Source organism: Reyranella sp., from assembly GCF_044224635.1.
In the GTDB taxonomy this organism is placed as follows: domain Bacteria; phylum Pseudomonadota; class Alphaproteobacteria; order Reyranellales; family Reyranellaceae; genus Reyranella.
Map to the genome: position 1 here is coordinate 83,306 of NZ_JBGAKA010000001.1, position 24,061 is coordinate 107,366.

A 24,061-nucleotide genomic window follows, 5' to 3' on the forward strand; every position below is an offset into this window, starting at 1 on the left:
AAATTTGGATTGCCGTCCTGCGCCGGGCGAGGCATCGTTCTTGCAGAGAGAGTTCATCCTCCTCCCCAGCTTCGCTGGGGAGGTGTCCGCGTCTTCGCGGACGGAGGGGTCATGAGTCACTCGGCTCATGACCCCTCCGTCGCCGTAAGACGGCGACACCTCCCCAGCGGAGCTGGGGAGGAGAGTGAGAACGCAGGCGCTCGCGTCCGGAAGCAGTTGAGGAAAAGCATGCGGTCCTACGCCCAGTCTATTGCGCTCTACGAGCGCACCAAGAAAAGCCTGGCCGGCGGCGTCAGCAGCAACGTGCGCTATGCCGCGACGCCCGTGCCGCTGTTCTTCGTGCGCGGCGAGGGAGCCAGGCTGTACGACGTCGATGGCAACGTGCATATCGACTACGTGCTGGGCAACGGACCGGCGATTCTCGGGCACGCACCGCAGCCGGTGATCGACGCGGTCGCCCGCTCGCTGGCCGACGGCCAGGTGTTCGCGGCCCAAACCCCGCGCGAGACCGAGCTCTCCGAGCGTCTCGTAAGGCTGCTGCCGGGCGCCGAGGTCGTGCGCTTCGCCACGTCGGGCACCGAGGCCGTGCTGATGGCCATGCGGCTCGCCCGTGCCTTCACCGGACGCGACAAGATCCTGAAGTTCGAGGGCCATTATCACGGCTGGAGCGACCAGGCCTACATCAGCGCGCGACCGCCGCTGAACGAGGCCGGGCCGGCCGACGCGCCGGTGCCGGTCGCTGGCTCGCCCGGCATGCCGGCCAGCGTGCTCGGCGACACGGTGGTCTGCGGCTGGAACGATCTCGACCTGCTGCGCCAGGCGCTGGAGCGCCACAAGGGCGAGATCGCCGGCGTCCTCATGGAACCGATGATGGTGAATGGCGGCGCCGCACCGCCCGAACCCGGCTATCTCGAAGGCGCGCGCGATCTTTGCCGCGAGCACGGCGCGCTATTCCTTTGCGATGAAGTGATCACCGGCTTCCGACTCGGGCTCAAAGGGGCACAGCACCGCTTCGGCGTGACGGCGGATCTCGCGATCTATGCCAAGGCTGTCGCCGCCGGCTTCCCGCTGGCGCTGGTCGCCGGCCGCCGCGACGTCATGAATACCCTCCTCGACAAGGGCGTGATGCATGGCGGCACCTACAACGGCAATGTCCAGAGCATGTCGGCGGCCCTGGCTGCGCTCGACGTGCTGCAAGCCGACGACGGCGCCGTCTATCGCGACCTCGAGCGGCGCGGCACGCGCCTGATGCAGGGCCTGGCCGAGCTGGCCGCCAGGCACAAGGTGCCGGCGCGGGTGCAGGGCGCGCCGGCGATCTTCCAGGTGCATTTCACCGCTGGTCCGGCGCCCAGGAACTATCGCGACGCCGTGGCGTGCGATCGCGACCGGGCGCTCGCCTTCCATCGCCTGCTGCAGGAGGAAGGCATTCGCGTCAACCAGCAGGCCAAGTTCTTCCTGTCGACCGCGCACGACGACGCGATCATCGACGAGACTCTCGCCGCTGCCGACAAAGTCATGGCCCAATTGTGAGCGACATCCGCCTCGAAGGCGTGAGCAAGCGCTACGGCTCGGTCGCAGCGGCGGACAATGTCGACCTCACGGTGGCACAGGGCGAGTTCGTCACCATCCTGGGCCCCAGCGGCTCGGGCAAAACGACGCTGCTGTCGCTGATCGCCGGCCTCACCGCACCGACCGCCGGCCGCATCTTCATCGGCGGGCGCGACGTCACCGCGGCGCCGGCGCAGCAGCGCAACATCGGCCTAGTGTTCCAGTCCTATGCCCTGTTCCCGCACATGAGCGTGCTCGAGAACGTGCTGTTCCCGCTCGGCGTGCGCAAGATCGGCGGCGCCGAGGCGCGCGGCCGCGCCATCGAGGCACTGAAGCAGGTGCGGCTCGATGGGCTCGAGAACCGTCGCCCCTCACAGCTCTCCGGCGGTCAGCAGCAGCGCGTGGCGCTGGCTCGCGCCATCGTCTTCAAGCCCGACATCCTGCTGCTCGACGAGCCGCTGGGCGCCCTCGACCGCAAGCTGCGCGAGGAGCTGCAGGTCGAGCTGAAGCAGCTCCAGCGGACCTTGGGCATCACCACCCTCCTGGTGACGCACGACCAGGAAGAGGCGCTGTCGCTCTCCGATCGCATCATGGTGCTGAACCACGGCAAGACCCAGCAGGTGGCTGGGCCGGCCGAGGCCTATCTCAAGCCCGCCAACCGCTTCGTCGCGGAATTCCTGGGCATCGCCAATTTCGTCGCCCTGCCCGACGGCGGCCAGGGGCTGGTCCGCCCCGAGCGGATAAGGCTGTCCGCCAATGGCGGTGGCAAGCCGGCGCGCATTGTCGAGGCGATCTATCTTGGGCAGATGGTGCGCTATCACCTGGCGCTGACAGGGGCGCTCGACGGCGCGCCGGCGATGGTCGCAGCCGCGCCGTTCGTCGGTCCGGCCTATAGCCCGGGGGAGCAGGTTTCAGTGTCGTGGGAGTCGGCCGATGTCTGGCCGGTAACATAGGAGGGGCAACACATGAAAAGACGGACTTTCGTCGGCGCCGCAGCGGCGCTGCCTGCGGTCGGCATTCTCTCCGGGGCAGCGCGCGCGCAGTCCAAGGAGATCCGCATGATCGAATCGGGCGGAGCGTCCGGCGAGTCGATCGAGAAGGGCTACATCGAGCCACTGTTCAAGAAGACCGGCATAAAGGTCGTGCGCGAGAGCCCGAGCTCGCTCGGCAAGCTGCGCGCCCTGGTCGAGAGCGGCCAGACCAGCACGACGCTGTTTGAGCTCGGCTCGGGCATCATGCTGCAGGCCAAGAAGCTCGGCCTGATCGAGAAAATCGACTGGGCGGCGGTCGATCCGGCGCCGATGTTCCCCGAAGCCAAGAATGAGTACGGCTTCGGCTATCAGTATTTCTCGACCATCATGGCGTGGCGCAAGGGCGTCAAGGAGCCGAAGACCTTTGCCGAGTTCTTCGACTCGAAGGCGTTCCCCGGCAAGCGCTGCCTGCCCGACTTCCCGCACTACTGCCTGCCCTTCGCGCTCCAGGCGGCCGGCGTGCCGACCGACAAGCTGTTTCCGCTCGACGTCGATCTCGCCTTCAAGAAGCTGAACGAGATCAAGAAGGACGTCGCGGTGTGGTGGAAGGCCGGCGCCCAGCCGCCGCAGCTCATGAAGGACAACGAGGTGCAGTACTCGATCTGCTGGTCGGGCCGTGTCGTCGGCGATCCGGCGTTCGGCTTGAACTTCGCCGGCGGCAAGGCCGACCTGTCGTTCTTCGGCATCGTCAAGGGCTCATCGCCCGAGAACAAGGCAGCCGGCTACAAGCTGTTCCACGAAATGTCGCTGCCGGAGAACCAAGCCAAGGCGGCCGAGGTGATTTCCTACACCGGGCCCAGCCCCAACCTCGATCCGCTGCTGCCCAAGGACAAGCTGTGGCAGTTCCCGACCTCCAAGCAGAACAAGGAAGTGCAGTATTTCGAGAACGCCGAATGGTGGGCCGACAACGGCGAGGCGGTGAACAAGAAGTGGGAAGCCTTCAAGCTCAACCTGTGAGCGCGCGCGCTCTCTTCTCCTCCTCCCCAACTTTGTTGGGGAGGTGCCCCGTCATACGGGGCGGAGGGGTCATAAGCCATGATTCATGAGCTCTCCATCATTCGTGAACCTCATGACCCCTCCGTCGGCGTAGGACGCCGACACCTCCCCAGCGAAGCTGGGGAGGAGAACGCGACCTGAATGCGCGGCAACGGTTTCGGCTTCATCGCGCCGCTGCTGGTGCTGATGCTGGTCGCCTTCAATGCGCCGCTGGCCTACATGCTGGGCCTCGCCTTCTGGGAGAAGGGGCGCGGCTTCACGCTGGAGCATTACGAGGGGCTGGTCGAAGCGCCGGTCTATCTGCGCGTGCTCGGCAACACCATGCGCATCTCGCTGATCGCCACGCTGGCCAATGTGGCGATCGGCTATCCGCTGGCGCACTGGATGCGCGGGCTGGACGATCGCGCCCGCATGATCGCCATCGCCCTTGTCGTGCTGCCCTTCTGGGTGTCGATCCTGGTCCGCACCTACGCCTGGATCGTCGTGCTGGGCAATGGCGGCCTGGTCAATCGCGGCCTGATGTGGCTCGGACTCACCGACGCGCCGGTGTCCTTCCTCTACAACGAGCTCGGCGTCACCATCGGCATGGCCAACGTGCTGCTGCCCTTCCTGGTGCTGCCGCTGTTCGCCGCCATGATCAGGATCGACGACCGCCTGCTGCAGGCCGCGGCCTCCTTGGGCGCGCCGCCGCGCACGATCTTCTGGAAGGTCTATTTCCCGCTGACGCTGCCCGCCTTGGTGGCGGGCGCACTGCTGGTCTTCATCCTCTGCCTCGGCTTCTACGTCACGCCGGCAGTGCTGGGCGGCGGGCGCGTGCCCATGATCTCCAACCTGCTCGACACGCTGATCAACCAGATCCCGCGCTGGGAGCAGGCCTCGGCGATCTCGACCATCCTGCTGATCGTCACCCTGCTGATCTTCGCGGCCTACCGCCGCCTCGACCGGAAGGCGACGTCATGAGGGCAGCCGATCTCGCGATCTTGCTCAATCCTGTCGTCCTGAGCGCAGCGAAGGACCTCATCGCCGCCAACCACAGGTCAGCGCTGCGGATTCCCTCGACAAGGAATGCCGCCCCCTTCGCAACTCCTGGCGATGAGATCCTCCGCTGCGCTCAGGATGACAGAAGAATGCTGATCGGGGTCCCGCCATGATCGGCGGCTCGCCCTGGACGCGACGGCTGCTCGCCGCCGCCGGCATCTTCGGCCTGGTGTTCCTCACCGTGCCGCTGCTGATCGTCATCCCGATGTCGTTCTCCTCGGCCAAGGCGCTGACCTTCCCGCCGCCCGGCTTCTCGCTGCGCTGGTACGAGACCTTCTTCGGCGATCCGCGCTGGATGGAGGCGATGTGGACGTCGACCTTCGTCGCCGTCGTGTCGTCGCTGGGCTCGCTGCTGCTAGGCGGCCTTGCCGCCTACGGGCTGCGCCGCGGCACGTTCCGCGGCCGCGACTGGGCCGAGGGCGACTTCATGGCGCCGCTGATCGTGCCGACCATCATCTCGGCGATCGCCTTCTATCTCGCGCTAGCCAAGACCGGCCTGCTCGGCTCGATGACCGGCCTCCTGCTGGCGCACACCGTCCTGCACATCCCCGTCGTCATGATGGTGATGGGCGTCGCGATCCGCGCCTTCGACCTGCGCATCGAGCAGGTGGCGTGGAGCCTCGGCGCCTCGTGGTGGTACACGGTGCGCAAGGTGATGCTGCCCAACCTCGCCCCGTCGGTATTCGCCGCCTGGATCTTCGCCTTCATCGGCAGCTTCGACGAGGTGATCGTCACCTCCTTCATCGCTGGCCGCTACGAGACGGTGCCGAAGAAGATGTTCACCGAGCTGATCCTCGAGGTGAACCCCACCATCACCGCCGTCGCCACCCTGCTGATCGCCTTCACCGTGCTGCTGCTCGCCGCCGTCGCCCTGATCCTGGCGCGATCGGGCAAGCTCAGGCAGACGATGGCATCGTAGGCGGCCCGCCTGTCCCGTGATTGTCACACCCTGGGCCGTTGACTTTTTGCGCCGCAGCATGAATTGTCAGACGGAATTGCTGCACTGCATCAAATCTGGGTCAAGAGCCTGATCCAGGGCATTCCACCCTTGCCCGGAGTGCTCGCGCTCCCCGTCACGAAGGATGTCTCATGAGCTCTTTTCAAGCCACCTCCGCCGGCTTTCCGTTCGCCAACCCGGACATCGCCACGCCCTGGATGGACCTCAGGCTTCCGCCGCTCACCCTGGCGACGCTGATCGAGGCCCAGCACAAGAACGCGGCCGCTCTGGGCAACGCCAACCAGGTCGTCTTCGATGGCCTGAAGACGTTGCTGCAACGCCAGGGCTCCCTGTTCACCGCCTCGGTCGAAAACAGCAGCCGGGTGACCAGCGACTTCCTCGCCGCCCAGTCGTTCGAGGAAGGAGCCGCGAAGCAGGCCGACGCTGCCCGCGACACCTACTTCTCCGTCGTTGCCCGCCTGCGTGAGCTGTCGGACATCGTGATCGACGCCAACATGGCGGCGATCGGTATCGTGAACGCGCGCATCATCGAGGCGTTCGGCGACTTCCGGGCACTGTTTGCCCCGCCGGTTTCCGCTTCCATTCCCAGCGAGGCGCCAGCCCTTCCCGCACCCGCCACCGCCGCAGAAGAAAGTTCCGCCGTCGAGCAGGCGATCCTTCCCGTCGAACCCGACCGAGCGACAGCGACCGCCGTTTCGACGATCGCGCCGCAGGCGGTTGCACCGGAGGCGGAAGCCATCGCCGCTGTTCCGACAGCATCGGCAGAGACGGTCGTACCGGAGCCGGAGCCGGAGGCCGCCACGGCCCCGCCGCCGCCGAAGGCGGCCGCGCCGTCGGCAAAGACCGCCGCCCCTCCGTCTCGCACCACCGTGCCGAAGGCTCCGCTGCCGCGTCCGCCGCGCCGCCCGACCTCCCGCGGGTAAGCCGGAAGGCCCTTCAATCCCTTCCGGGCCGCGGGCGTCGCGCATGATTCATGAGCGAGCGAGACCCTCGCGGTCCGGAAGACGATGACTCGCCGAGGCCAACAGTCGTAGGCTGTCGACCTGATGCCGACGGCACGCCTGCTTCCGCTGTTCTTCACCTGTTTCGCCTCGATCGGGTACGAGATCGCACTGACCCGGTTCTTCGCCCTGTCGAGCTGGTCGGAGTACGGATACTGGGTGATCTCTCTGGCCATGCTGGGCCTGGCGGCGAGCGGCACGGTGGCGGCCCTGGCGGCGCGGCCGCTGCTGCGGCTCGGCCAGACCGTTCTGGTGCTGCTGCCGGTGCTGGCGATGGCGGCGGCCACGATCGGCTGGCACTGGACGACCCTGGTGCCGTTCAACCCGCTCGAGCTGCAGAACCGCCAGCTGTGGAGCGGCCAGTTCGCCAACATCGCCCAATACTACGCCGCCCTCTTCCCCTTCTTCTTCCTGATCGGCCTGTACGTCTCGCTGGTCTTCGTGGTCAACGCCCGGCAGATCGGCCGCGTCTATGCCGCCGACCTGGCCGGCGCCGGGCTGGGCGCGGTGGCCGTGCTGGCGCTGATGTTCGCGGTGCCGCCGTTCGATCTCGTCGCCGCGCTGCTGCCGGCGCTGGCGCTCGCCGCCGGGCTCGAGGCCTGGGCGCACCCGGCGCGCCGTCGCTGGGTCGTCATCGCGCTCCTCGTCTTCCTGCCCTGCGAGGCGAGCCTCGTGCTGGCCAACCAGGCCCGGGTCAACGAGTTCAAGGACATCTTCGCGCCGCTCAACACGCGCGGCAGCCAGGTGGTGGCCGAGATCCGCTCGCCCAAGGGCCGCTACGAGCTGGTCGACAGCTTCGTCGAGCGGCACGAGACCGACCTGTCCAACAACGCCGGCCGGTTGGGCGTGAAGGGGCTGCCGCGCGCCTTCGGCCTGTACCATGACGGCAACCGCATCGCCGCGCTGCCGCGCGAGGGCGAGCCCGACACCGCCTATTTCACCGCGACTCTCGATTCGCTGCCCTACCGGCTGCGGCCCGGCGCGCGCACCCTGCTGCTGGGAGCGGCCGGCGGCTTCCGCCTGCACGAGGCGCGCGGCGCCGGCGCCTCGACGATCGAGGTCATCGAGCCCGACACGGTGCTGCGCAATGCCCTGATCGCCGGCCTCGGCCCCGTCGGACCGATCAACGGGGCGCTGGGGCGGCGCGTGCTCGACACCGGCCCGCTCGCCCTGGCCGGGCTGGAGCGCGACGGCGTGTTCGACGTGATCGACATCACCCGCGAGTTCCTCGCCCAGTCCGACACCAACCGCGCCGTGCTGTCGGCCGAGACGCTGGCCGCGCTCACGCGCATGCTGACGCCGAACGGCCTGCTCTCCTTCACCGTGTCGATCCGCGAGTTCCCGGTCTACGCCGTGCAGGCCATGGTGGCCTCGCACGCCGCGCTGCGCCGCGCCGGGATCGCTCGGCCGGCCCGCCATGTCGCGATCTACCGCTCGGCCTTCAACGTCCGGCTGCTGCTCTCCCCTGCCCCCTTCGACCCGGAGACGCTCGACGCCATCGCCGGCTTCTGCGATGAGCGCTCGTTCGACCTTGTCCATCTCGCTGGCCGCGATCTCTCGGCCTTGCGCGTCTACAACAGTCTCTCCCTGGTGAGCTTCGCCCCGACGGAAAGCCCGGTGGAAGGGACGATCCGCCTTGGCCCGACAGCCGGCACGCCGGCGACCGACCCTCATGCGCCGGGACCGCGCCACTCTCGTGGCGCTCTTCCTGTTGAATCCAACGAGCGCCACGGCAGTGGCGCGGTCCCGGCGATGATCGCCGACGACGCCGACCCGCTGCGCCAGGAAGCGGCTGCCGCCCTGGCCGGCCTCGGCTCGCCGTTCCATGGCTTCTTCCGGCTCCGCCCGCCGACCCTCGACCGGCCGTTCTTCACCGGCGTCCTGCCGATCGACCGGCTTGGCACCATCCTGGAGCGGGTCGAGCTGGTGCCGCGCGAGGAGCTCGCCTGGCTGGTCAATCTCGCCGTCCTGGTGCAGGCGCTGGCCCTCGGCCTCGCCGTGGCGGCGCTGCCGCTGTTCGCCCGCGGCACCTTCCGCGAGGTCAGGGGACGGCAGTTCGCCCTCGTGCTGTGCTACTTCGCGGGCCTCGGGGTGGGCTTCCTGACGCTCGAGATCTTCCTGATCGAGAAGGCCTCGCACTACCTGCAGGACCGCACCTTCGCCTTCGGCTTCGTGCTTGCCGCGATGCTGGTCTCGGCCGGCGCCGGCAGCTGGCTCGCCCAGCGCCAGGTGGCGCGGCCGCAACGCGCGCTGACCCTTGCCGTGCTGATCGCCCTGGCGTGGATCGTTCTCGCCGTCGCCGGGCTCGACCGCCTGCTCGCCGAGACGGCGGGCTGGCCGCTCGTCCTGCGCTTCCTCGTGCTGCTGTCGGTGATCGCGCCGCTCGCCCTGGCGCTCGGCATGCCGATGGCGCTGGGCTTGAGCCAGTTCGACGGCCGGTCGGTGACCCTGATGCCGTGGGCATGGGCGATCAACGGCGCCGGTTCGGTGATCGCCACGCCACTCGCCAATCTCGTCATGGTCGAGCTCGGCTACAGCGTGTTGCTGGGCCTCGCCTTCGCGCTCTATGTCGTCGTGGCGTGCAGCCTGCCCGGCCGCGGCGAGATGCGCCCCGCTCTCGCCTTCCCCGGCGCGGTGCAATAGGGCACCTTGCGCGTGGGGAGTGTGCGAGCAGGGACGGATCAATGAAGTTGCATCGTCGCGCCATGATGGCGCAGCTGCTGGCGGCGCCGGCGGTTGCCGGCGCGGGCCCAGCCTGGGCCGCCCCCGAGCCGTGGACCTTCGAGGCCTTCTCGGCCGCCATGAAGGCCAGCGGCCGGCGCCAGGTGATCACCGCCGAGCAGTGGCAAACGACCGTGGCGCGTAAGCCGCGCATGCTGGCCACCATCCACACCGTGCTGTCGCACCATTTCACGCTGGCCGATCCCGGCGTCATGCGCGCCTTCACCGAGGTGCCGCGCGAGTACTATCACTATCACTACGACGAGCAGGCCGACTTCGCCGCCGTCGCCTACGAGGAGGAGTCCAAGCCGTGGCGCATCGGCCTCGGCTCGGCGCTGTCGGACTATCGCGGGCAGGCCTACATGACGCAGCTCTGCCGGCCCCGGGCGGGCGAGAAGGCGCTCGAGATCGGCACCGGCTCGGGCTTCCAGGTCTCGATCCTCTCGCGCATCGTCGACAGGGCCTACTCGATCGAGATCGTCGAGCCGCTCGGCAAGGCGGTGGCGCCGATCTTCAAGCCGCTGGGCTACGACAACATCGAGACGCGCGTCGGCGACGGCTACTACGGCTGGCCCGAGGTCGAGGGCGGCTTCGACATCGTGATCGTCACCTGCGTCGCCCAGCACGTGCCGCCGCCGCTGCTGGAGCAGCTCAAGCCGGGCGGCCGCATGGTCATCCCGATGGGCCAGCCTTTCAAGCGCGAGCAGTTCCTCTACGTCTTCACCAAGGACGACGACGGCAAGGTTTCCTCGCGCAAGGACCTCGGCGTCTATTTCATCCCGATGACCGGCGCGATGCAGGCCAGGAAGTGACGGGCAAGGCGGGCGCCCGCTCGTCGTTCTCCCCCTCAGCATCGCCGGGGGGCCTCCAGCACGCTCGGCGCGCACCACGATGCCGAGAAAATGCCAGTTCGTCATGGCTGGGGGCGCGCCACTCGTGGGGCGCGTCTTCCCTGCGCTCAACGATGATCGAGCCACAGGAGTGGCGCGCCCCCAGCGCATTTTCATAGGCGGAGAATGAAAAGCCCGCTGCCATGTCCTCGGCGCACGCGGCCTGGATCGCATATCTGACGCCATTCCAGGAGCGGCCGAATGAGAAAGCCCCGCGGCTCTCGCCACGGGGCTTCCCTTTCTTCAGTGTGCCGGCCAGGGCATCCCTGGCGCAACGCTCGCGGCAAGCGCCGACTGGCGCCGGATCACCGCCACGCGCGGCGTCAGTCCAAGGCCTTGAGATTGTCGGCCGACATCTTGCCGCTGCGGCGATCCGAAACCAGGTCGAACTGGACCTTCTGGCCTTCGACCAGCTGGCCGAGGCCGGCGCGCTCGACGGCGCTGATATGGACGAAGGCGTCCTTGCCCCCGTCGTCGGGCTGGATGAAGCCGAAGCCCTTGGTCGCGTTGAACCACTTCACGGTTCCCGTCGTCATGGGAATCCCCTTTCGCTACATAGTCATGCTCACCCGCCCAAAGGGGTCAGGCCGTCGAATTCGCAATTGTTTCAGGATCAGGGTCGGAGGTAGGCGCCGCCACCGACAAGGGGCGCAACCAAGTCGTCAGTCCGTCTATCGACCGTTGTCCTATGGTCCGTTTCGGCCGCCATGGCAAGCGAGCCATTGCGCCTGCCGCCGCCAATACCCATGTCGACCGGATCGCGGCCCCACAAAGGACGTTCGATGATTCCGCCAGGGGATAGCGCGCGCTTGGATGGCGAGGGCCGGCCGGCCGCGGCTGCCGTCGCACAACCGCTTCCGGCGAGCCTGTGATGCGCCATCTCGGCGTGCTTCGCGGCAGCGGCCGGCTCGAATGCAAGGGAGAAGCGCTCGGCCGCGCCGACTACGAACTCGACGGATACCTCGTCCGACAAGGCGAGATCGCCGCTTCCGGCGAGATCCACATGGAGGCCGGCGCGCTCGCCGAGGCGTTCGGGCGCAATGGCCTGGTCCTGAGAACCGACGACGGCCTCGCCCTGTCGATCCGCTTCAGCGGAAAACGCCTGCCGCCTTCAAGCACCGTGGCGCACGCCGACGTCCGCGAAGGATTGCCCGCGGAGATTGCCTGGCGGCGTCGGGGCTACCCCGAGCCGTAGCCTCCCGCCTCGCCGGCACATCGAGCTCTGGCCCTGCCGCGAACCGGCGACAAGAGTCGTCAGCGCGGCGGAAATCCCTCATGCTGTCGCGGCGCGCTGGCGAACAGGCTGCGCGGCAACTCCTTGAAGAGCACGGCACCGGCCGCCGCCACACGCAGCCCGGTTCCCGCTGGTTCAATGAGGCCCAGCATCCGCAGCCTGTCGAGATCGCTGCGCCTCAGGGTTCGGATGCATCTGGCGCGAATCTAGCTCAAGAAGGTACGGGCAATCGTCCGCGCTCTCGACCGCCGGACCCGCAAGATGAATCGGCTTCTGGATCGCGACGGCGCGAGCAAGCCCGGTTGCGACGGGCCTGCTCCGCCGCGACCTCCCTGGCGCAATGCGGGCATCGAGGCCGCCGTCGAAACTTTCCATGCCCTTGGTTTCGAAGCGGCAGCTCTGTCTCTTGTTCGCAGCTGCCCTCCCGATCAGCACGCGGCAAGCTTGGCCCTCTTCGGAGAAGCCCTTCGGGAGCTCGATGGCCCGGCAGCGATGCGGCGGGCTACTTACCCCCAGCTACCTACACCACTCCACGGGGCACAACCGCGGCTTATGCGCATTGTGCGTTTCGCAATGAAATCGGCGAAGCCCGCACAGCCTGCGACCAACTTCTGGACAATGCAGAAAGCTACAGCAGCGGAGCGCTGCTCTTCATCCTGACCAGCGATCTCTAGGGAAGCGTCTGCGAGGTCGGCGGGTAGAAGAATGGGGGCTCGTCCGTTCTCCTGCTCGGGGTCCTGCTGCGGCAGCGCGATGTCGATGAACTGGTTACCGGCGCGCGAAAAGATCTCGCTCGCGCAGCCTCAGCTGGCCGCGCGCCGGAAAGCCCCAGCCGCCGACCCGCCACCCGTTGGGACTGCCCGGGCCGCAGCCGCCGCACAGGGCGAGGATCGGTGAGCCGGGCGGCCTCTTCCTCATGCCATGCGCTTCGCTCATGCCATGCACACGTCGCCATGCCCTGCGCCGCGGCGCTCACGGCAGGATCGCGTCGCCCTCGATCTCGACCTTGGCGTTGGGATCGATCAGGGCCGAGACCTGGACCAGCGTCATCGCCGGGAAGTGCCGGCCGAGCGTCGCGCCCCACGCCGCGGCAATGGCGGCGCCGGCGGCGTTGAACTCGGCGATGTCGGTGACGTAGGCGCGCAACGCTACCAGATGCGTCGGCTCCCCACCCGCCGCCTTCAGTACCGTCACGAGATTGCCGAGCGCGACGCGCCATTGCGCGCCGGCGTCGGTGCCCGCGGGAATGTGCGCCTGCCCCGGCTCGCGGCCGATCTGCCCGGCGATGCGCACGCTCTTGGTGCCGGTGGCGACGACAGCGTGCGAGAAGCCACGCGGGCGCGTCCAGCCTTCGGGCAGGACCGGCGTGTAGGCGATGTCGGATGCGGGCATGGTCGGGGTTCCTCCTGGAAGTGTTGGCGGAGCCTACTTCATCTTCGCTGACGGCGCTCCTCTGGCTCTCCTCCCCAGCGTCTTCGCTGGGAAGGTGTCCGCGCCTGCCCTGAGCGAAGCCGAAGGGTCATCGCGGACGGGAGGGGTCATAGGCCACCTCCCGTTGCTCATGACCCCGTCGCGTATGACGCGACACCTCCCCAGCGAAGACGCTGGAGACGAGAATGATCAATTGCCAACCGCCGCCGCCGGTGTGACCTTGCCGCAAACTGGAGGAGACATCGCCATGCGCGACCCGCGCGCCCTGATCGACACCGCCACCCTTGCCGCGTCGCTCGGCGATCCGTCGCTGCGCGTGTTCGATTGCACGACTTATCTCGAGCCGACGCCGGCCGGCTCGGCCGAGCCTTACGTCGCCGTGCCCGGCCGCACGACGTTCGAGGCCGGCCACGTGCCAGGCGCCGGCTTCCTCGACCTGCAGGGCGAGTTCTCCGCGACGGGCACGCATCTCCATTTCATGATGCCGCCGGTCGCGCAGCTGGAGGCGGCGTTCGGCCGCCACGGCGTCGGGCAAGGCACGCGCGTGGTGCTCTACAGCATCGGCACGATGATGTGGGCGACGCGCTTCTGGTGGATGCTGCGCGCGCTGGGGTTCGACGAAGCGGCCGTGCTCGACGGCGGCTTCGACAAGTGGAAGGCCGAGGGCCGGCCGATCGAGACCGGCGCGCCGCGCGGCTATCCCACGGCGAGCTTTGTCGCCAAGCCACGTGCCGGACTGTTCGTCGATGCCGCGGCGGTGAAGGCCGCGATCGGCCGTGCCGGCACCGTGACGGTGAACGCGCTCGGCCCGCAGTTCCATCGCGGGCTCGAGCCCAGCCGCTACGGCCGGCCGGGCCGCGTGCCGGGCAGCGTCAACGTGCCGGCCGCCACGCTGGTCGACCCCGCGACCAAGGCCTTCACCACGCTGGCCGCCGCGGCGCAAAAATTCGCGGCGCAGGGCGTGTCGAAGGACAAGCGCACGATCTGCTATTGCGGCGGCGGCATCTCGGCCACCATCGACCTGTTCCTGCTGCACCAGCTCGGCCACGACGACATCACGCTCTACGACGCCTCGATGGGCGAATGGGCGAAGACGCCGTCGCTGCCGATCGAGACCGACTGAGTCCCGGGATGCCCGGCAGTGCCTCGCTCCCTGTCCTCGCCGCGCTCGCCCTCGCCCTGGTCGTCATGACCCCTCCTCCCGCCGCACGCGCACAGACGCTGGTCGACATCGTCGACTGGTTCGCCAAGGCCGCAAGCGAGCGCGGCGCCGGCCTCGCCCGCAAGACCCGACCGGTCGACGCGCGGCCGGCCCGGCCGGGCGAGATCGTGGTCACGATGATCAAGGGCGAAGGCAAGGAGACCGAGAGCCCGCCGGCCGCGTCGGGCGACTGGGTGGTGCGCAACCGTTGCCCCGAGACCGGCAACGAGGAGATCCTGGTGCGCGCCGCGACCTTTGCCCAGCGCTATGACGGCCCGGTCGGCGCCGCCGATGCCGCGGGCTGGCTGACCTATCGCCCGCGCGGCAACCCGATGCGCTTCGTCACGGTGACGGAGGGCGACGGCAGCTTCCGCTTCACCGCGCCGTGGGGCGAGACCATGGTCGCCCGGCCGGGCGACCTGATCGTGCAGAATCCGGATAGCGCGAAGGACACCTATCGCATCGCCAAGGCGGCCTTCGTCTGCACCTACGAGGTGATGAACGAGCCGCGACGGTGAATGCCCACGCCCGTCCTTCTGTCATCCTGAGCGAGCGACGGATCTCATCGCCGCCAAATACAGAGTTCTCGGTTGCCAACGGCGATGGGGTCCTTCGCTTACGGCGCTTGCTTTGCAAGCGCCTGGCTCAGAACGACATGATCACTGCTGCAGCACGCCCAGCCCCTTCAGCCTGGCGATCTCCTCGGCCGAGTAGCCCGCCTCGCGCAGCAGCGCTTCCGAATGTTGCCCGACCGACGGGGCGCGCGCCGGTGCGACCTTGGTCGCGCCGTCGAGATGGAACGGGCTCGACACGGTGAAGCCGCCGCCGTCGGCGAACGGGACCAGCGCGCCGATCGCACGGGCCTGGGCGTCGTCGGCCGCCTCGTTGACCGAGGCTACCGGCCCGAACGTCACGCCGGCGCGCTCGAGGATGACCCGCCAGTCGTCGAGGTCGCGCTTGGCGAAGATCGCCTCGAGGATCCCGGTCAGCACCTGGGCGTTGGCGCGCCGCGCCAGCGGCGTCTCGAAGCGCGGGTCGGCTGCCAGGTGCTCGGCCTCGATCGCCTTCAGGAAGCCGGCGAGCTGGCGCGCCTCGTTGTGCAGCGCCATCAGGAACCAGCGCCCGTCGCGGCAGCGATAGTGGTTGGCGAGCGCGCTCGGCGTCTCCTTGCGCGGCGGGCGGTGCGCGACGTGCTCGCCGAACAGGCGGTTCTGCACGTAGCAGCCGTTGGCCCACAGGCCGTTCTGCAGGAGCGAGGTCTGCGCCACGCCGCCCTTGCCGGTGCGCTCGCGCCGGTAGAGCGCGGTCACGATGGCGGCGTAGAGCGCGGTCGCGGTCGGATGGTCGCCCATGCCCGGCATGGAGCGCACCGGCTCGGCCTCGGCGCCGGTCCGCACCATGTCCATCAGACCGGTGCGCGCCCAGTAGGCGGTGGCGTCGAAGCCGGTGCGCGCCGCCTCCTCGCCGGCCTCGCCGTAGGCCGAGATCGAGCCGTAGACCAGCCGCGGGTTGACCGCCAGCAGGTCGGCGGCGGCGATCTTCAGGCGCTCGCGCACCGGCAGCGGGAAGTTGGTGATGAAGACGTCGGCCCGGGCGATCAGGCGGTGCAGCACGGCGAGCCCTTCGACCGGCTTGAGATCGATCGCCAGGCTGCGCTTGTTGCGCGACGTCAGCTGCCACCAGTAGTCGGTCACCTTGCCGGGCACCGGCACCGCGGCGCGCCACGGATCGCCGGCGCCGGGCGGCTCGAGCTTGATCACCTCGGCGCCGAAATCCGAGAGGATCGTCGCCGCCGCCGGACCCGCGATCCAGCTCGCGCAGTCGATGACCCGCAGGCCTGAGAAGATGCCGTCAACCATCGGGAGTTACCCTCGTGAGGATGCAATCACGCCACATAAACGCCGTCGTCGCCGCGCCAACTGTGTCACGCCATGGACTGTCCTGACAGAGCTCACGACATCGTCCGCGCGCTGGACGAAAGCGGCCATCGCCATTCCCGGCAGCGCACCCTCGGCAGCCTGCCCTTTTCGGGAGACGAGCCTGCCCCGCGGCGCAGTTTACAGGCCATTCCACTGATGCATGATAGCCGGGTGCCCGGTCGCGTCAGGTATCCCGATCTTGCCGGCAGACAGGGGCCAGCCGGCAGGCAGCGGCCACGGCCAGGCCTATCGGTGCGATTTCTGCCCACGATGACGTGCTCTGCCATGGTGACGAACTCTGAAAGGGGACCAGCACGATGCCCACTCAAGTCGTGAATACGGCGCAACTGGCGTGCAGCTTCGGGGCGGCGCCCTCGGCGCTCACCGTGCTGCCGGTCAACCGGGTCAAGTGCGGCAACCAGCCGGCCGCCAACATCATGGACCACCAGCCCAACGTCAACATCATGCCGTTCGGCATGTGCGCGGCCCCGACCAACCCGCAGGTCATCGCCGCCACCTCGGCGGCGCTGGGCGTGTTCACGCCGCAGCCCTGCGTGCCGGTCACGCCCGCGCCCTGGGTGCCGGGCGCGGTGACGGTGATGATCGCCAACCAGCCGGCGCTCGACAACGTCTCGAAATGCAATTGCACCTGGCTGGGCATCATCTCGGTCGTGATGCCGGGACAGCTGCAGACCAACATACCGTGAATCCCGGCCGTGATCTTGGCCGTGAGCCCCGGCCCATGCGTCGGGCCGTGCGGGAGCGATGATGGCGGCGGGGGAGATGTTTGATGGCCGATAGTCCGCAAAAAGACGCGTTGATCCAGTTCGAGATGCCGGTGCTCGAGGACCGGGACAAGCTGCTGGTGACCGGCGTCGTCGGCCAGGAGGCGATTTCCCGGCCGTTCGTCTACACGCTGTCGCTGGTGTCGAAGGACAAGGACATCGAGCCCGCCCAGATGCTCGGCAAGTTCGCCGGCTTTCGCATCCGGCGGCGCGAAGCCGACGTGATCAAGGAGACCCGCGGCTTCAGCGGCTTCATCGCCTCCTTCTCGCGCGGCGAGCTGCTGGCGCCACGGCGCGAGTTCCGCGTCTATACGATGCGCCTGGTGTCGGCCCTGTCCCTGCTCGACCAGGGCACGAACTATCGCATCTTCCAGGACAAGGATGTCCTGCAGATCATCGACGCCGTGCTGAAGGACGCCCAGCAGGAAAGGTTCAGCAACCGTTTCACGCTGGATTTCTCCATGCCCATCCAGTCGAGCGAGAAATACCCGCCACTGCAGTTCTGCGTCCAGTACAACGAGACCGATTTCAACTTCATTTCCCGGCTGATGGAGCAGCACGGCCTGCACTATTTCTTCGAGCAGACCGACACGAGCCACAAGCTGTTCATCGTCGACGGCCCGCCCTACAAGAATAATCCGGCCTCGCCGGTGGCGTTCATCGGCGGCGCGAAGAATGCCCGCGGCGCGATCGGCGACGGCTGGAAGCACAATTTCGATCCGCAGCTGGAGAACTGGGTCTATCGCGACCGCGAGTACCGCAACATCCCGGCGCTGTCGGAAGACAACCGGGAGACCGTCATTCCCGAGGTCAAGGCGGCGATGCAGGGCGAGCAGTTCGTGTATCCCGGCGGCTACGCGACGCTCACCACCCAGGGGCAGACGGCGAACTACGTCAAAGGCCTGGTGCGGACCCGGATGGAGGAGGAGGAAACCCGCTACGACACGTTCACCGGCAGCTCGTTCAACGTGCCGTTCGCGGCCGGCACGCGCATCAAGATCATCACGGTCGCCGAGCAGCCCGCCAAGGAACGCATCCCCAACGAGCTCGAGAAGGAATACCTGCTGACCTCGGTGTCGTTCACGGCGACCGAGGCGAGCTTCACCCAGGAAACGACCGCCGAGATCCTGCTGCGGGTGCTGAAGAGCGCGGCGGAGGCCGGTGGCGAGGCCGGTCTCGGAGCGCTGACACAGTCAGCCAAGGCCAACCTTCCCGACGTCAACAAGACGATCAACGAGCTGCCCCGGCTGGGCAGCCTCATCGGCAGCTTCTTCGGCGGCTTCGCCGGCGTGGCCGTCGCCGCGGCGGCTGAGATCCTGAAACCGCATCTCTCCGACATCCCGATCATCGGGATCTTCTTCAAGAAGGCGAAGCCGCCGCCGGCCTACAACAACACCTTCACCGCCGTGCCGATCATCAACGGCCGGCAATACCGCTCGCCCAGCATCACCAAGAAGCCGCGCGTTCCGGGGCCGCAGACGGCGACCGTGTTCGGCGCCACCGACGAGGACGTCGCGACCGACGAGCTCGGCCGGGTCAAGGTCAAGTTCGACTGGGACCGCACCGGCACGGGCGGCCCGAGAAAGCCGGTGACCAATTCCTGCTTCATCCGCGTCGCCCAGCCGTGGGCGGGCCCCAAATGGGGCATGCAGTTCCTGCCGCGCGTCGGCGAGGAGGTGCTGGTCGATTTCATCGACGGCGATCCCGACCGGCCGCTGATCACCGGCCGCGTCTTCAACGCCGCACACAATTATCCGCTCGACCTGCCGAAGTTCCGCCTGCGCTCCGGCATCAAGACCCGCACGGTGCCGCTCGCCACCAACGACAAGGCCAAGTTCCACATGATGCGGTTCGACGACACCGCGGGCAAGGAGCAGCTGCTGCTGCGCAGCCAGGGTCGCACCGACGTCACCTCGTTCGGCACCTACTACGAGACGGTGCATTCGACCCTGCATTCGCTGATCGGCGGCAAGGACCCCGAGACCGGCAAGTCGGGCGGCTCGCTGATCGTGACGGTCGGCGGCGAGCACGACCAGCACATCATGCAGGACCAGTACGAGGGCATCGACTCCAAGTTCCAGCTGACCGTGAAGGCCGACGTGGCGCACGACCTGCAGGCCAAGTACGAGACCGTCGTCGGCACCAAGGCGACCCTGAACGCGCAGGAGGTGGTGGTCGAGGCGTCGCAGAAGATCACCCTGAAGGTCGGCGCCAGCTTCGTCGTGGTCAGTCCGGCCGGCGTGCACATCAACGGCGCCATGGTGAACATCAACTCGGGCGGCTCGCCCGGCAGCACGGTGAGCCTGACGATGACCGACCCGCTGGATGCCGCCCGGGCCGATCCGGGCGACCCGCAGGATTTCATCGAGAAGCACCCGCCCTGGAAAGGCGGCGGCGCGCGCCGGACCCATACCGCCAACGCGCATCACGGATTGACGGTCACCGCCAACAAGGACGGCACCCTGCAGGTCGGCAGGGGCATCAAGGTGGGGGGCGATCAAAAATACCAGGATACGGTGGTGTCGCAGCTCGCGCAGATCAACGACACCAAGATGGGAAATGCGCTGATCACCGACTACCAGGCCACTGACAAGACGATGACGATCCAGCCGGCGAACCCGCCATTCAGCCCGCCGAACGCCGAGGAGTCGCCGGCCAACTGGGACAACTCCGAGAACGGCAAGGGAACGGATTCGACCGTCAAATACAATCCCGACCAATGGCCCAATCCAACGAACGCTCCCGACGTGCCCGGCGACGCGATCCTTTTCCACGAAATGACCCATTCCAAGCACGGCGCGCACGGCACGCAAGACCACACGGCCCGCACCGACGGCTTCGACAACCAGGAGGAATTCAATACGATCCAGGATGAAAACAAGTATCGCGACGAGCGCGGTGTGCGTCGCCGCACTGATCATCAGACTTTCTAGTGCGGTCCTCGGCGCGCCCGGGCCGACCACGCCGCGACAGGAGACCCTTGCGATGACCAATGCAACCGACGCCGAGCCCGGCGTTACCCTGAGCTGCCAGCCCACGCGCGACGGCGACGTGCTGGTGTTCCCCTACACGCTCACCAACAACACGGGCGGCGACATCTACGTGCTGGATGCCTTGCCCGAGTTCGACGCGGCGACCGGCCAGGCGCGCGTCAACCTCAACACCGCCGTGATCGCCCTCGGCGAGGACGGCTTCGCCCATATCCTGAGAGGCATCGCCCCTTTGCCGAGGAAGCGCAATGTGGCGGTTCGGATCATTCCGCTGGCGACCAAGCTCCCGAACGGTGCGGCGCTGGAACGGCGTTTCACGGCCAACGAACCGCTTCACGAGACCGGGCCCTACCATCCCGATCTGCTGCTCTCGCAATACCGCCTGCGCGACATCAAGGGCGTGATCCTGACCGCGCACTACCTCCCCGCCTCGGCCGAAGGCTTCGGCGCCGCGCCGGTCGATTTCGCGCCCGACCTGTTCCGCGTCTTCGCCAAGAACACGGTCGGCTCGACTCGCGCCGTCTCCTGCCAGATGCCGGCCCGCGGCCTCAACATCCTGGTCCGCACCGACGATTTCCCGCGGCCGTGACGGCCGTTCAGATGTGCAGAGTTGGTGGCTTCTCACGCCGGCCGCACGAGCGCTAACGTCCGTCCCTTGTCGGATACGAGCTGGTCCTCTCGAGCACGCCGCCGGACAGCGCCGGCGGTGAGGCCAGCGAACCGCGCGACGGCCAACCGCAGGACGGCCAGCGGGCGGCCTTCTCGCCTTACGATCCGCCATCGTGGCCAGCGCCGGCGTCGGCGCCGCCGCCGTTCGAGCTGGCGTGGGGGACCTGGCTGAACGCGCCGGCGCCCAAGCCGCAGCTGCCGATCCCGCCGCCGGCCCTCTCGTCGATCCTCGTGCGCGCGCCGGCGCCGGACCGGACCGGCGGACGCGAAGGCGCGCCGCCGCCCGCCCCCAGGGTCCCGCCCGGCCACCGCGGCCAGAAAAAGACCCTCACCCGTTCAAGTCCGCACGTGTACGGACCGCTGGCCGCCAACGAGGTGGTGGAGTTCGAGACCGCCACCGATGTTTCCGCTCTGCTGAAGGAGCGGCCGTGCGAATTCGCGGTCTCCCAGTCCTTCACGGCGTCGGTGGTGAAGCTGAAGCCGTACGTCGTCCCCAGCGGGTCGCTCTATTTCGGCTCCGCGGGATCGGGGCTGCGCGCGTCGCTCCGCTTCTGGGACACGCCGATCAAAGAGTGGATGTGGAAGCACATGGCCGGTGAAGCCAATTCCACCGGGCGCCTCACGATCGCGCCGTCCTTCGTCTCCAGCCTGATGTGGGACTATGTCAGCAAGCACAGCGAGTTCGGCGTCTACGGCGGCCTGCGCATCGAAGGCAGCTGGAGCAAATCCTGGGAAGGTCGGCGCGGACGAGAGCGGTCGCTCACCATGTTTGCCGGCATGGCGGCCCACGCCGTGTTCCTGAGCGAGCTCGGCCCGCGAGGCTGGAGCAAGATGCACCCGCACGGCGGCGAAATCAGCTTCTCGCTGGGATTCAGATTCGGCCCCTGGGGGGCCAATCATTGATCGGCGACGGAGTGCTCATGCTGGCCCCCTCCTTGGGCGAAAACTCCGACACCTCCCCAAGCGAAGCTTGGAGATCACTTATCCTTCGCCGCCCGCTCGCTGATCGCGTCGGCGTCGGCGGCCAGCAGCAGGCGCTCCTCGACCAGCCACAGCGCCGCCTGGCGCACCGCGGCGGCGTAGGCCTCCGGCGTCGGATAGCGCTCCTCGAGCGAGGGCCGCGGATCGCCGTTGCGCTCGCGCTCGGCGCGGGTGGCGGCGAGCGGCCACACGCCGCCCAGCAGCGGGCAGAGCGACCCTGGGCCAAAGCCTTCGGCGCGCGGGTTCCAGCCGGTGTAGGTGGCGCGCGGCACCTCGACCGCCGGCATGCGGATGCCGGCCACCGCCATGCCGTCGGGATTGGCGAGCGGCACCAGCACGGTGTAGCGGCCGAGCTCGCGCGGCGGGTCGCCGCCGGGCACCCCGCCAGGAACGCCCCCCGTGTCGACCTTGGCCGCCGGCACGTGCAGGCTCTGGTAGGCGAGGCCCGGGATGTTGGGCACCGCCTTGTCCGGCGCCACCAGGGTGCCGTGGGTGCGGCTCGGCGTGCGGCTGGCCGGCGGAGATGCGTCCTCGCGCACCCAGCCGTCGAGCGCCGACAAGAGCGCGCGCATCGGCGCGCCGGCATGCAGCGGATTGACCGGCAGGGCGCAGACCTCGCTCTTGCGCACCTCGGCGCGCGGCGCCGAGAAGTGCGGCGTGCCGGCGATCATGTAGGCGCGCACGTCGTCGGGCAGGACGAGGTCGCGGCCGGCCGGGTCAGTCACCACCAGCGAGGCGCGCGACGACCAGTATTCGTACTCGGTGTCGGTCTGCATCACCTTGGGGCAGGTGCCTGACGCGCGGCAGCGCCGCATCAGGCCGTCCTGCACGCCGCTCACCGGATCGGTCGTGTCGGCATAGGTGAAGGGGAAGGCGTCGGCCGGCCAGGCGACGTCGCGCGGATAGCGTGGCGCGCGGCCGGGCTGGGCGAAGCGGCTGTTGCCGTAGAGCCGCCGGCCGCCCGCGACATGCGGCATCATGCCGTCGAACACGCGCCGCCCCTCCAAGTCCTCGTTGAAGCCGAGATAGAGGTAGTCGCGCACGTAGCGCCCGCTTTGCGACACGCCGAACAGGTGGCTGCGCCGGACCTGGCCGGCGAGCGGATTGGCGGCGCCCGCCTCGTGGCGCAGGAAGCTCGCGACGTCGCGCAGGGCGGCGAAGCCCAGCCCGACCACGCCGGGATCCTTGGCCGTATAGGTGATCTCGTAGATCGCCCCGGCATCGAAGCCGGCTGGCCGCGTGATCTCGAGCTTGCCATCCTCGAGCAGGCGCCATGACAGGCCGGCCGGCGACTGGCGCGCGGCCTCCCAGCCCGCGCGCACGGTGACCTTGAGGCTCTTGGCATCGGCCACCGGCCAGGGCAGCGCCGTGGTGGCCGGGCTCTTCAGATGATCGAACACCACCTCGTCGCGCACCGGGCCGGTGACGCCCGCCAGCACCGGCACGCGCAAGGCGAGCTGCCCGGGCTGCGAGGGAATGTCGGCCTGCCAGCCGACCCATGCCAGGGTGTAGCCCTCGCGGAACAGGAAGCCGTTGCCGGCCGCCTCCGCCGTCAGAGCCGGCGGCCCCTTGGCGGCGACCGCCTCGGCGAACAGGTGCAGCATCAGCTCGCGGCCGCGATTGGGCGCCTCGACCACCACAGCCCCGTTGGCGCGCGAAGACTCGGCGGGGCGCAGGATGAAGACGTCGGCCACCGCCTCGACCCGGCCCTGCGCATTGCGCGGCGCCTGGTCGAGGTCGGCGATCACGGCATTGCGCCGGTCGGCCGGATCGACGGCCAGGGCGGCGCGCGCGGTGATGCGCTCGTAGGCCCCGACCGTGCCGAAGCTTGCGCCGCCGAAGGCCGGCCCGCGCTCCAGGATCTCGAACCGCGCGACCTCGGCCTGCGCCGGGGCGATCAGCGCCAAGCCGAGAGAGACCAACCCCAGACTGGCCACGCCGTGGCTGACCAGCCCGATACTGGCCAGCCCGATACTGGCCAGCAGCCGCACCGCGATGGGCTTCATGATCGTTTCCTCCGTTCGCGCGCCATGTGCGTTCGCGCCCCATGTGCGTTCGCGCCCAGTGTGGCATCGCGCGGAGATAGCGGCCAGTTGTGAGCGATCGGGCGGGCGCCCGAGCCCGCGAGCCCGCCCGTCACGTCGCGCTGGCCGCCCCCTCGGCGCCCGCCCTGCCCGGCATCGCCCCGTGACGCACGGTATGCGCCTGGCCGCCATACTCGAAATGCACCTCGACGTCGCGCACGTCGGCGGCGCGGCGATCGACCGTCGCCGCGTCGCCGGCGGGCGTGCCCTCGCCTTGCGCCACCCAGACGCAGTGCCGCCGAACCGCCAGGCTGTCGCACGTCAGCTTGAAATAGCCCGGCGACGTCTCGGCGGTCGCGCCGAACGCCGCCGGATCGACGCCGCCATTGAACAGGCAGCTGAGGTTGCGCGGCTGCTCGGCGTCGGCGCCGCGCCGCCAGCGGAAGCCGCGCCACGTCGCCGGCTTCCACCAGATCGGCCGCGTCGCCACCTTGCGCTCGCTGCTGAGCGCGACCCCGGCCTCGTGGAAGAACACCAGCCGGGTCCTGATCGTCGAGACGATCAGGCGATCGTTGCCGCCGTTGGCGTAGAATACCCGGCTCGTCATGGGTCGTGGTCCCGAGTGTCTCATGGCGTTGAAACGG

The 24,061-nt window shown here is 68.6% G+C and carries 20 protein-coding genes; 15 read left to right on the forward strand and 5 right to left on the reverse strand.

What is annotated here, in order from left to right:
• Positions 1-228 precede the first annotated feature (228 nt).
• The 8 genes from ACILR9_RS00375 to ACILR9_RS00410 all read left to right on the forward strand — a co-directional run bounded on the left by ACILR9_RS00375 (position 229) and on the right by ACILR9_RS00410 (position 10,105).
• On the forward strand, positions 229-1,530 hold the full coding sequence (locus ACILR9_RS00375; protein ID WP_395707889.1) for an aspartate aminotransferase family protein: 1,302 nt from the start codon (positions 229-231) through the stop codon (positions 1,528-1,530).
• A complete protein-coding gene (locus tag ACILR9_RS00380) occupies positions 1,527-2,501 on the forward strand; it encodes an ABC transporter ATP-binding protein (protein ID WP_395707890.1) in 975 nt (324 codons plus the stop codon). The genes ACILR9_RS00375 and ACILR9_RS00380 overlap by 4 nt, the downstream gene beginning before the upstream one ends.
• 12 nt (positions 2,502-2,513) lie before the next feature.
• Positions 2,514-3,536 carry an extracellular solute-binding protein gene (locus ACILR9_RS00385; protein WP_395707891.1) on the forward strand — a complete coding sequence of 341 codons (1,023 nt, stop codon included), beginning with the start codon at positions 2,514-2,516 and terminating at the stop codon, positions 3,534-3,536.
• 180 nt (positions 3,537-3,716) lie between these two features.
• Positions 3,717-4,535 carry an ABC transporter permease gene (locus ACILR9_RS00390; RefSeq protein ID WP_395707892.1) on the forward strand — a complete coding sequence of 273 codons (819 nt, stop codon included), beginning with the start codon at positions 3,717-3,719 and terminating at the stop codon, positions 4,533-4,535.
• Positions 4,536-4,722: 187 nt separating this feature from the next.
• A complete protein-coding gene (locus ACILR9_RS00395) occupies positions 4,723-5,532 on the forward strand; it encodes an ABC transporter permease (protein ID WP_395707893.1) in 810 nt (269 codons plus the stop codon).
• A gap of 236 nt (positions 5,533-5,768) precedes the next feature.
• Positions 5,769-6,494 carry a phasin family protein gene (locus ACILR9_RS00400; RefSeq protein ID WP_395707894.1) on the forward strand — a complete coding sequence of 242 codons (726 nt, stop codon included), beginning with the start codon at positions 5,769-5,771 and terminating at the stop codon, positions 6,492-6,494.
• Positions 6,495-6,617: 123 nt separating this feature from the next.
• A complete protein-coding gene (locus ACILR9_RS00405) occupies positions 6,618-9,215 on the forward strand; it encodes a hypothetical protein (protein WP_395707895.1) in 2,598 nt (865 codons plus the stop codon).
• A 41-nt stretch (positions 9,216-9,256) separates the two neighbouring features.
• Positions 9,257-10,105, forward strand: coding sequence for a protein-L-isoaspartate O-methyltransferase (locus ACILR9_RS00410; protein WP_395707896.1), 849 nt, complete (start codon positions 9,257-9,259; stop codon positions 10,103-10,105).
• Between the two features lie 401 nt (positions 10,106-10,506).
• Here the strand turns inward: ACILR9_RS00410 and ACILR9_RS00415 are convergent, their stop codons facing one another.
• Positions 10,507-10,719 carry a cold-shock protein gene (locus ACILR9_RS00415; protein WP_395707897.1) on the reverse strand — a complete coding sequence of 71 codons (213 nt, stop codon included), beginning with the start codon at positions 10,717-10,719 and terminating at the stop codon, positions 10,507-10,509.
• 335 nt (positions 10,720-11,054) lie between these two features.
• Between ACILR9_RS00415 and ACILR9_RS00420 the strand changes: the two genes are divergently transcribed.
• Positions 11,055-11,378: a hypothetical protein gene (locus ACILR9_RS00420; RefSeq protein WP_395707898.1), complete on the forward strand. Its 324-nt coding sequence runs from the start codon at positions 11,055-11,057 to the stop codon at positions 11,376-11,378.
• Between the two features lie 1,011 nt (positions 11,379-12,389).
• Here ACILR9_RS00420 and ACILR9_RS00425 read toward each other — a convergent pair.
• Positions 12,390-12,809 (reverse strand): RidA family protein, encoded by a 420-nt coding sequence (locus ACILR9_RS00425; protein ID WP_395707899.1) that lies wholly within the window; start codon positions 12,807-12,809, stop codon positions 12,390-12,392.
• Positions 12,810-13,095: 286 nt separating this feature from the next.
• On the opposite strand from ACILR9_RS00425, the gene ACILR9_RS00430 reads away from it, so the two are divergent.
• Both ACILR9_RS00430 and ACILR9_RS00435 read left to right on the forward strand, forming a co-directional pair.
• Complete coding sequence (locus ACILR9_RS00430; RefSeq protein WP_395707900.1) at positions 13,096-13,971, forward strand: sulfurtransferase; 876 nt, start codon at positions 13,096-13,098, stop codon at positions 13,969-13,971.
• 8 nt (positions 13,972-13,979) lie between these two features.
• Positions 13,980-14,567, forward strand: coding sequence for a hypothetical protein (locus tag ACILR9_RS00435; RefSeq protein WP_395707901.1), 588 nt, complete (start codon positions 13,980-13,982; stop codon positions 14,565-14,567).
• A gap of 141 nt (positions 14,568-14,708) precedes the next feature.
• Here the strand turns inward: ACILR9_RS00435 and ACILR9_RS00440 are convergent, their stop codons facing one another.
• Positions 14,709-15,908, reverse strand: coding sequence for a CaiB/BaiF CoA transferase family protein (locus ACILR9_RS00440; RefSeq protein WP_395707902.1), 1,200 nt, complete (start codon positions 15,906-15,908; stop codon positions 14,709-14,711).
• Between the two features lie 377 nt (positions 15,909-16,285).
• Here ACILR9_RS00440 and ACILR9_RS00445 point away from each other — a divergent pair, with 377 nt between their 5' ends.
• From ACILR9_RS00445 to ACILR9_RS00460, 4 genes are all read left to right on the forward strand, one after another.
• Positions 16,286-16,675, forward strand: a complete 390-nt coding sequence (locus ACILR9_RS00445; protein WP_395707903.1) for a DUF4280 domain-containing protein — start codon at positions 16,286-16,288, stop codon at positions 16,673-16,675.
• A gap of 83 nt (positions 16,676-16,758) precedes the next feature.
• On the forward strand, positions 16,759-19,686 hold the full coding sequence (gene tssI / locus ACILR9_RS00450) for a type VI secretion system tip protein TssI/VgrG (protein WP_395707904.1): 2,928 nt from the start codon (positions 16,759-16,761) through the stop codon (positions 19,684-19,686).
• 52 nt (positions 19,687-19,738) lie between these two features.
• The gene (locus tag ACILR9_RS00455) at positions 19,739-20,332 is read left to right on the forward strand and encodes a hypothetical protein (protein WP_395707905.1); all 594 of its coding nucleotides are present in this window, start codon (positions 19,739-19,741) and stop codon (positions 20,330-20,332) included.
• 311 nt (positions 20,333-20,643) lie between these two features.
• The gene (locus ACILR9_RS00460) at positions 20,644-21,315 is read left to right on the forward strand and encodes a hypothetical protein (RefSeq protein WP_395707906.1); all 672 of its coding nucleotides are present in this window, start codon (positions 20,644-20,646) and stop codon (positions 21,313-21,315) included.
• A 74-nt stretch (positions 21,316-21,389) separates the two neighbouring features.
• Here ACILR9_RS00460 and ACILR9_RS00465 read toward each other — a convergent pair whose 3' ends face one another.
• Together ACILR9_RS00465 and ACILR9_RS00470 are read right to left on the reverse strand one after the other, a co-directional pair.
• The gene (locus tag ACILR9_RS00465) at positions 21,390-23,399 is read right to left on the reverse strand and encodes an alpha/beta hydrolase domain-containing protein (RefSeq protein WP_395707907.1); all 2,010 of its coding nucleotides are present in this window, start codon (positions 23,397-23,399) and stop codon (positions 21,390-21,392) included.
• A gap of 130 nt (positions 23,400-23,529) precedes the next feature.
• Complete coding sequence (locus tag ACILR9_RS00470; RefSeq protein WP_395707908.1) at positions 23,530-24,024, reverse strand: hypothetical protein; 495 nt, start codon at positions 24,022-24,024, stop codon at positions 23,530-23,532.
• Positions 24,025-24,061 lie beyond the last annotated feature (37 nt).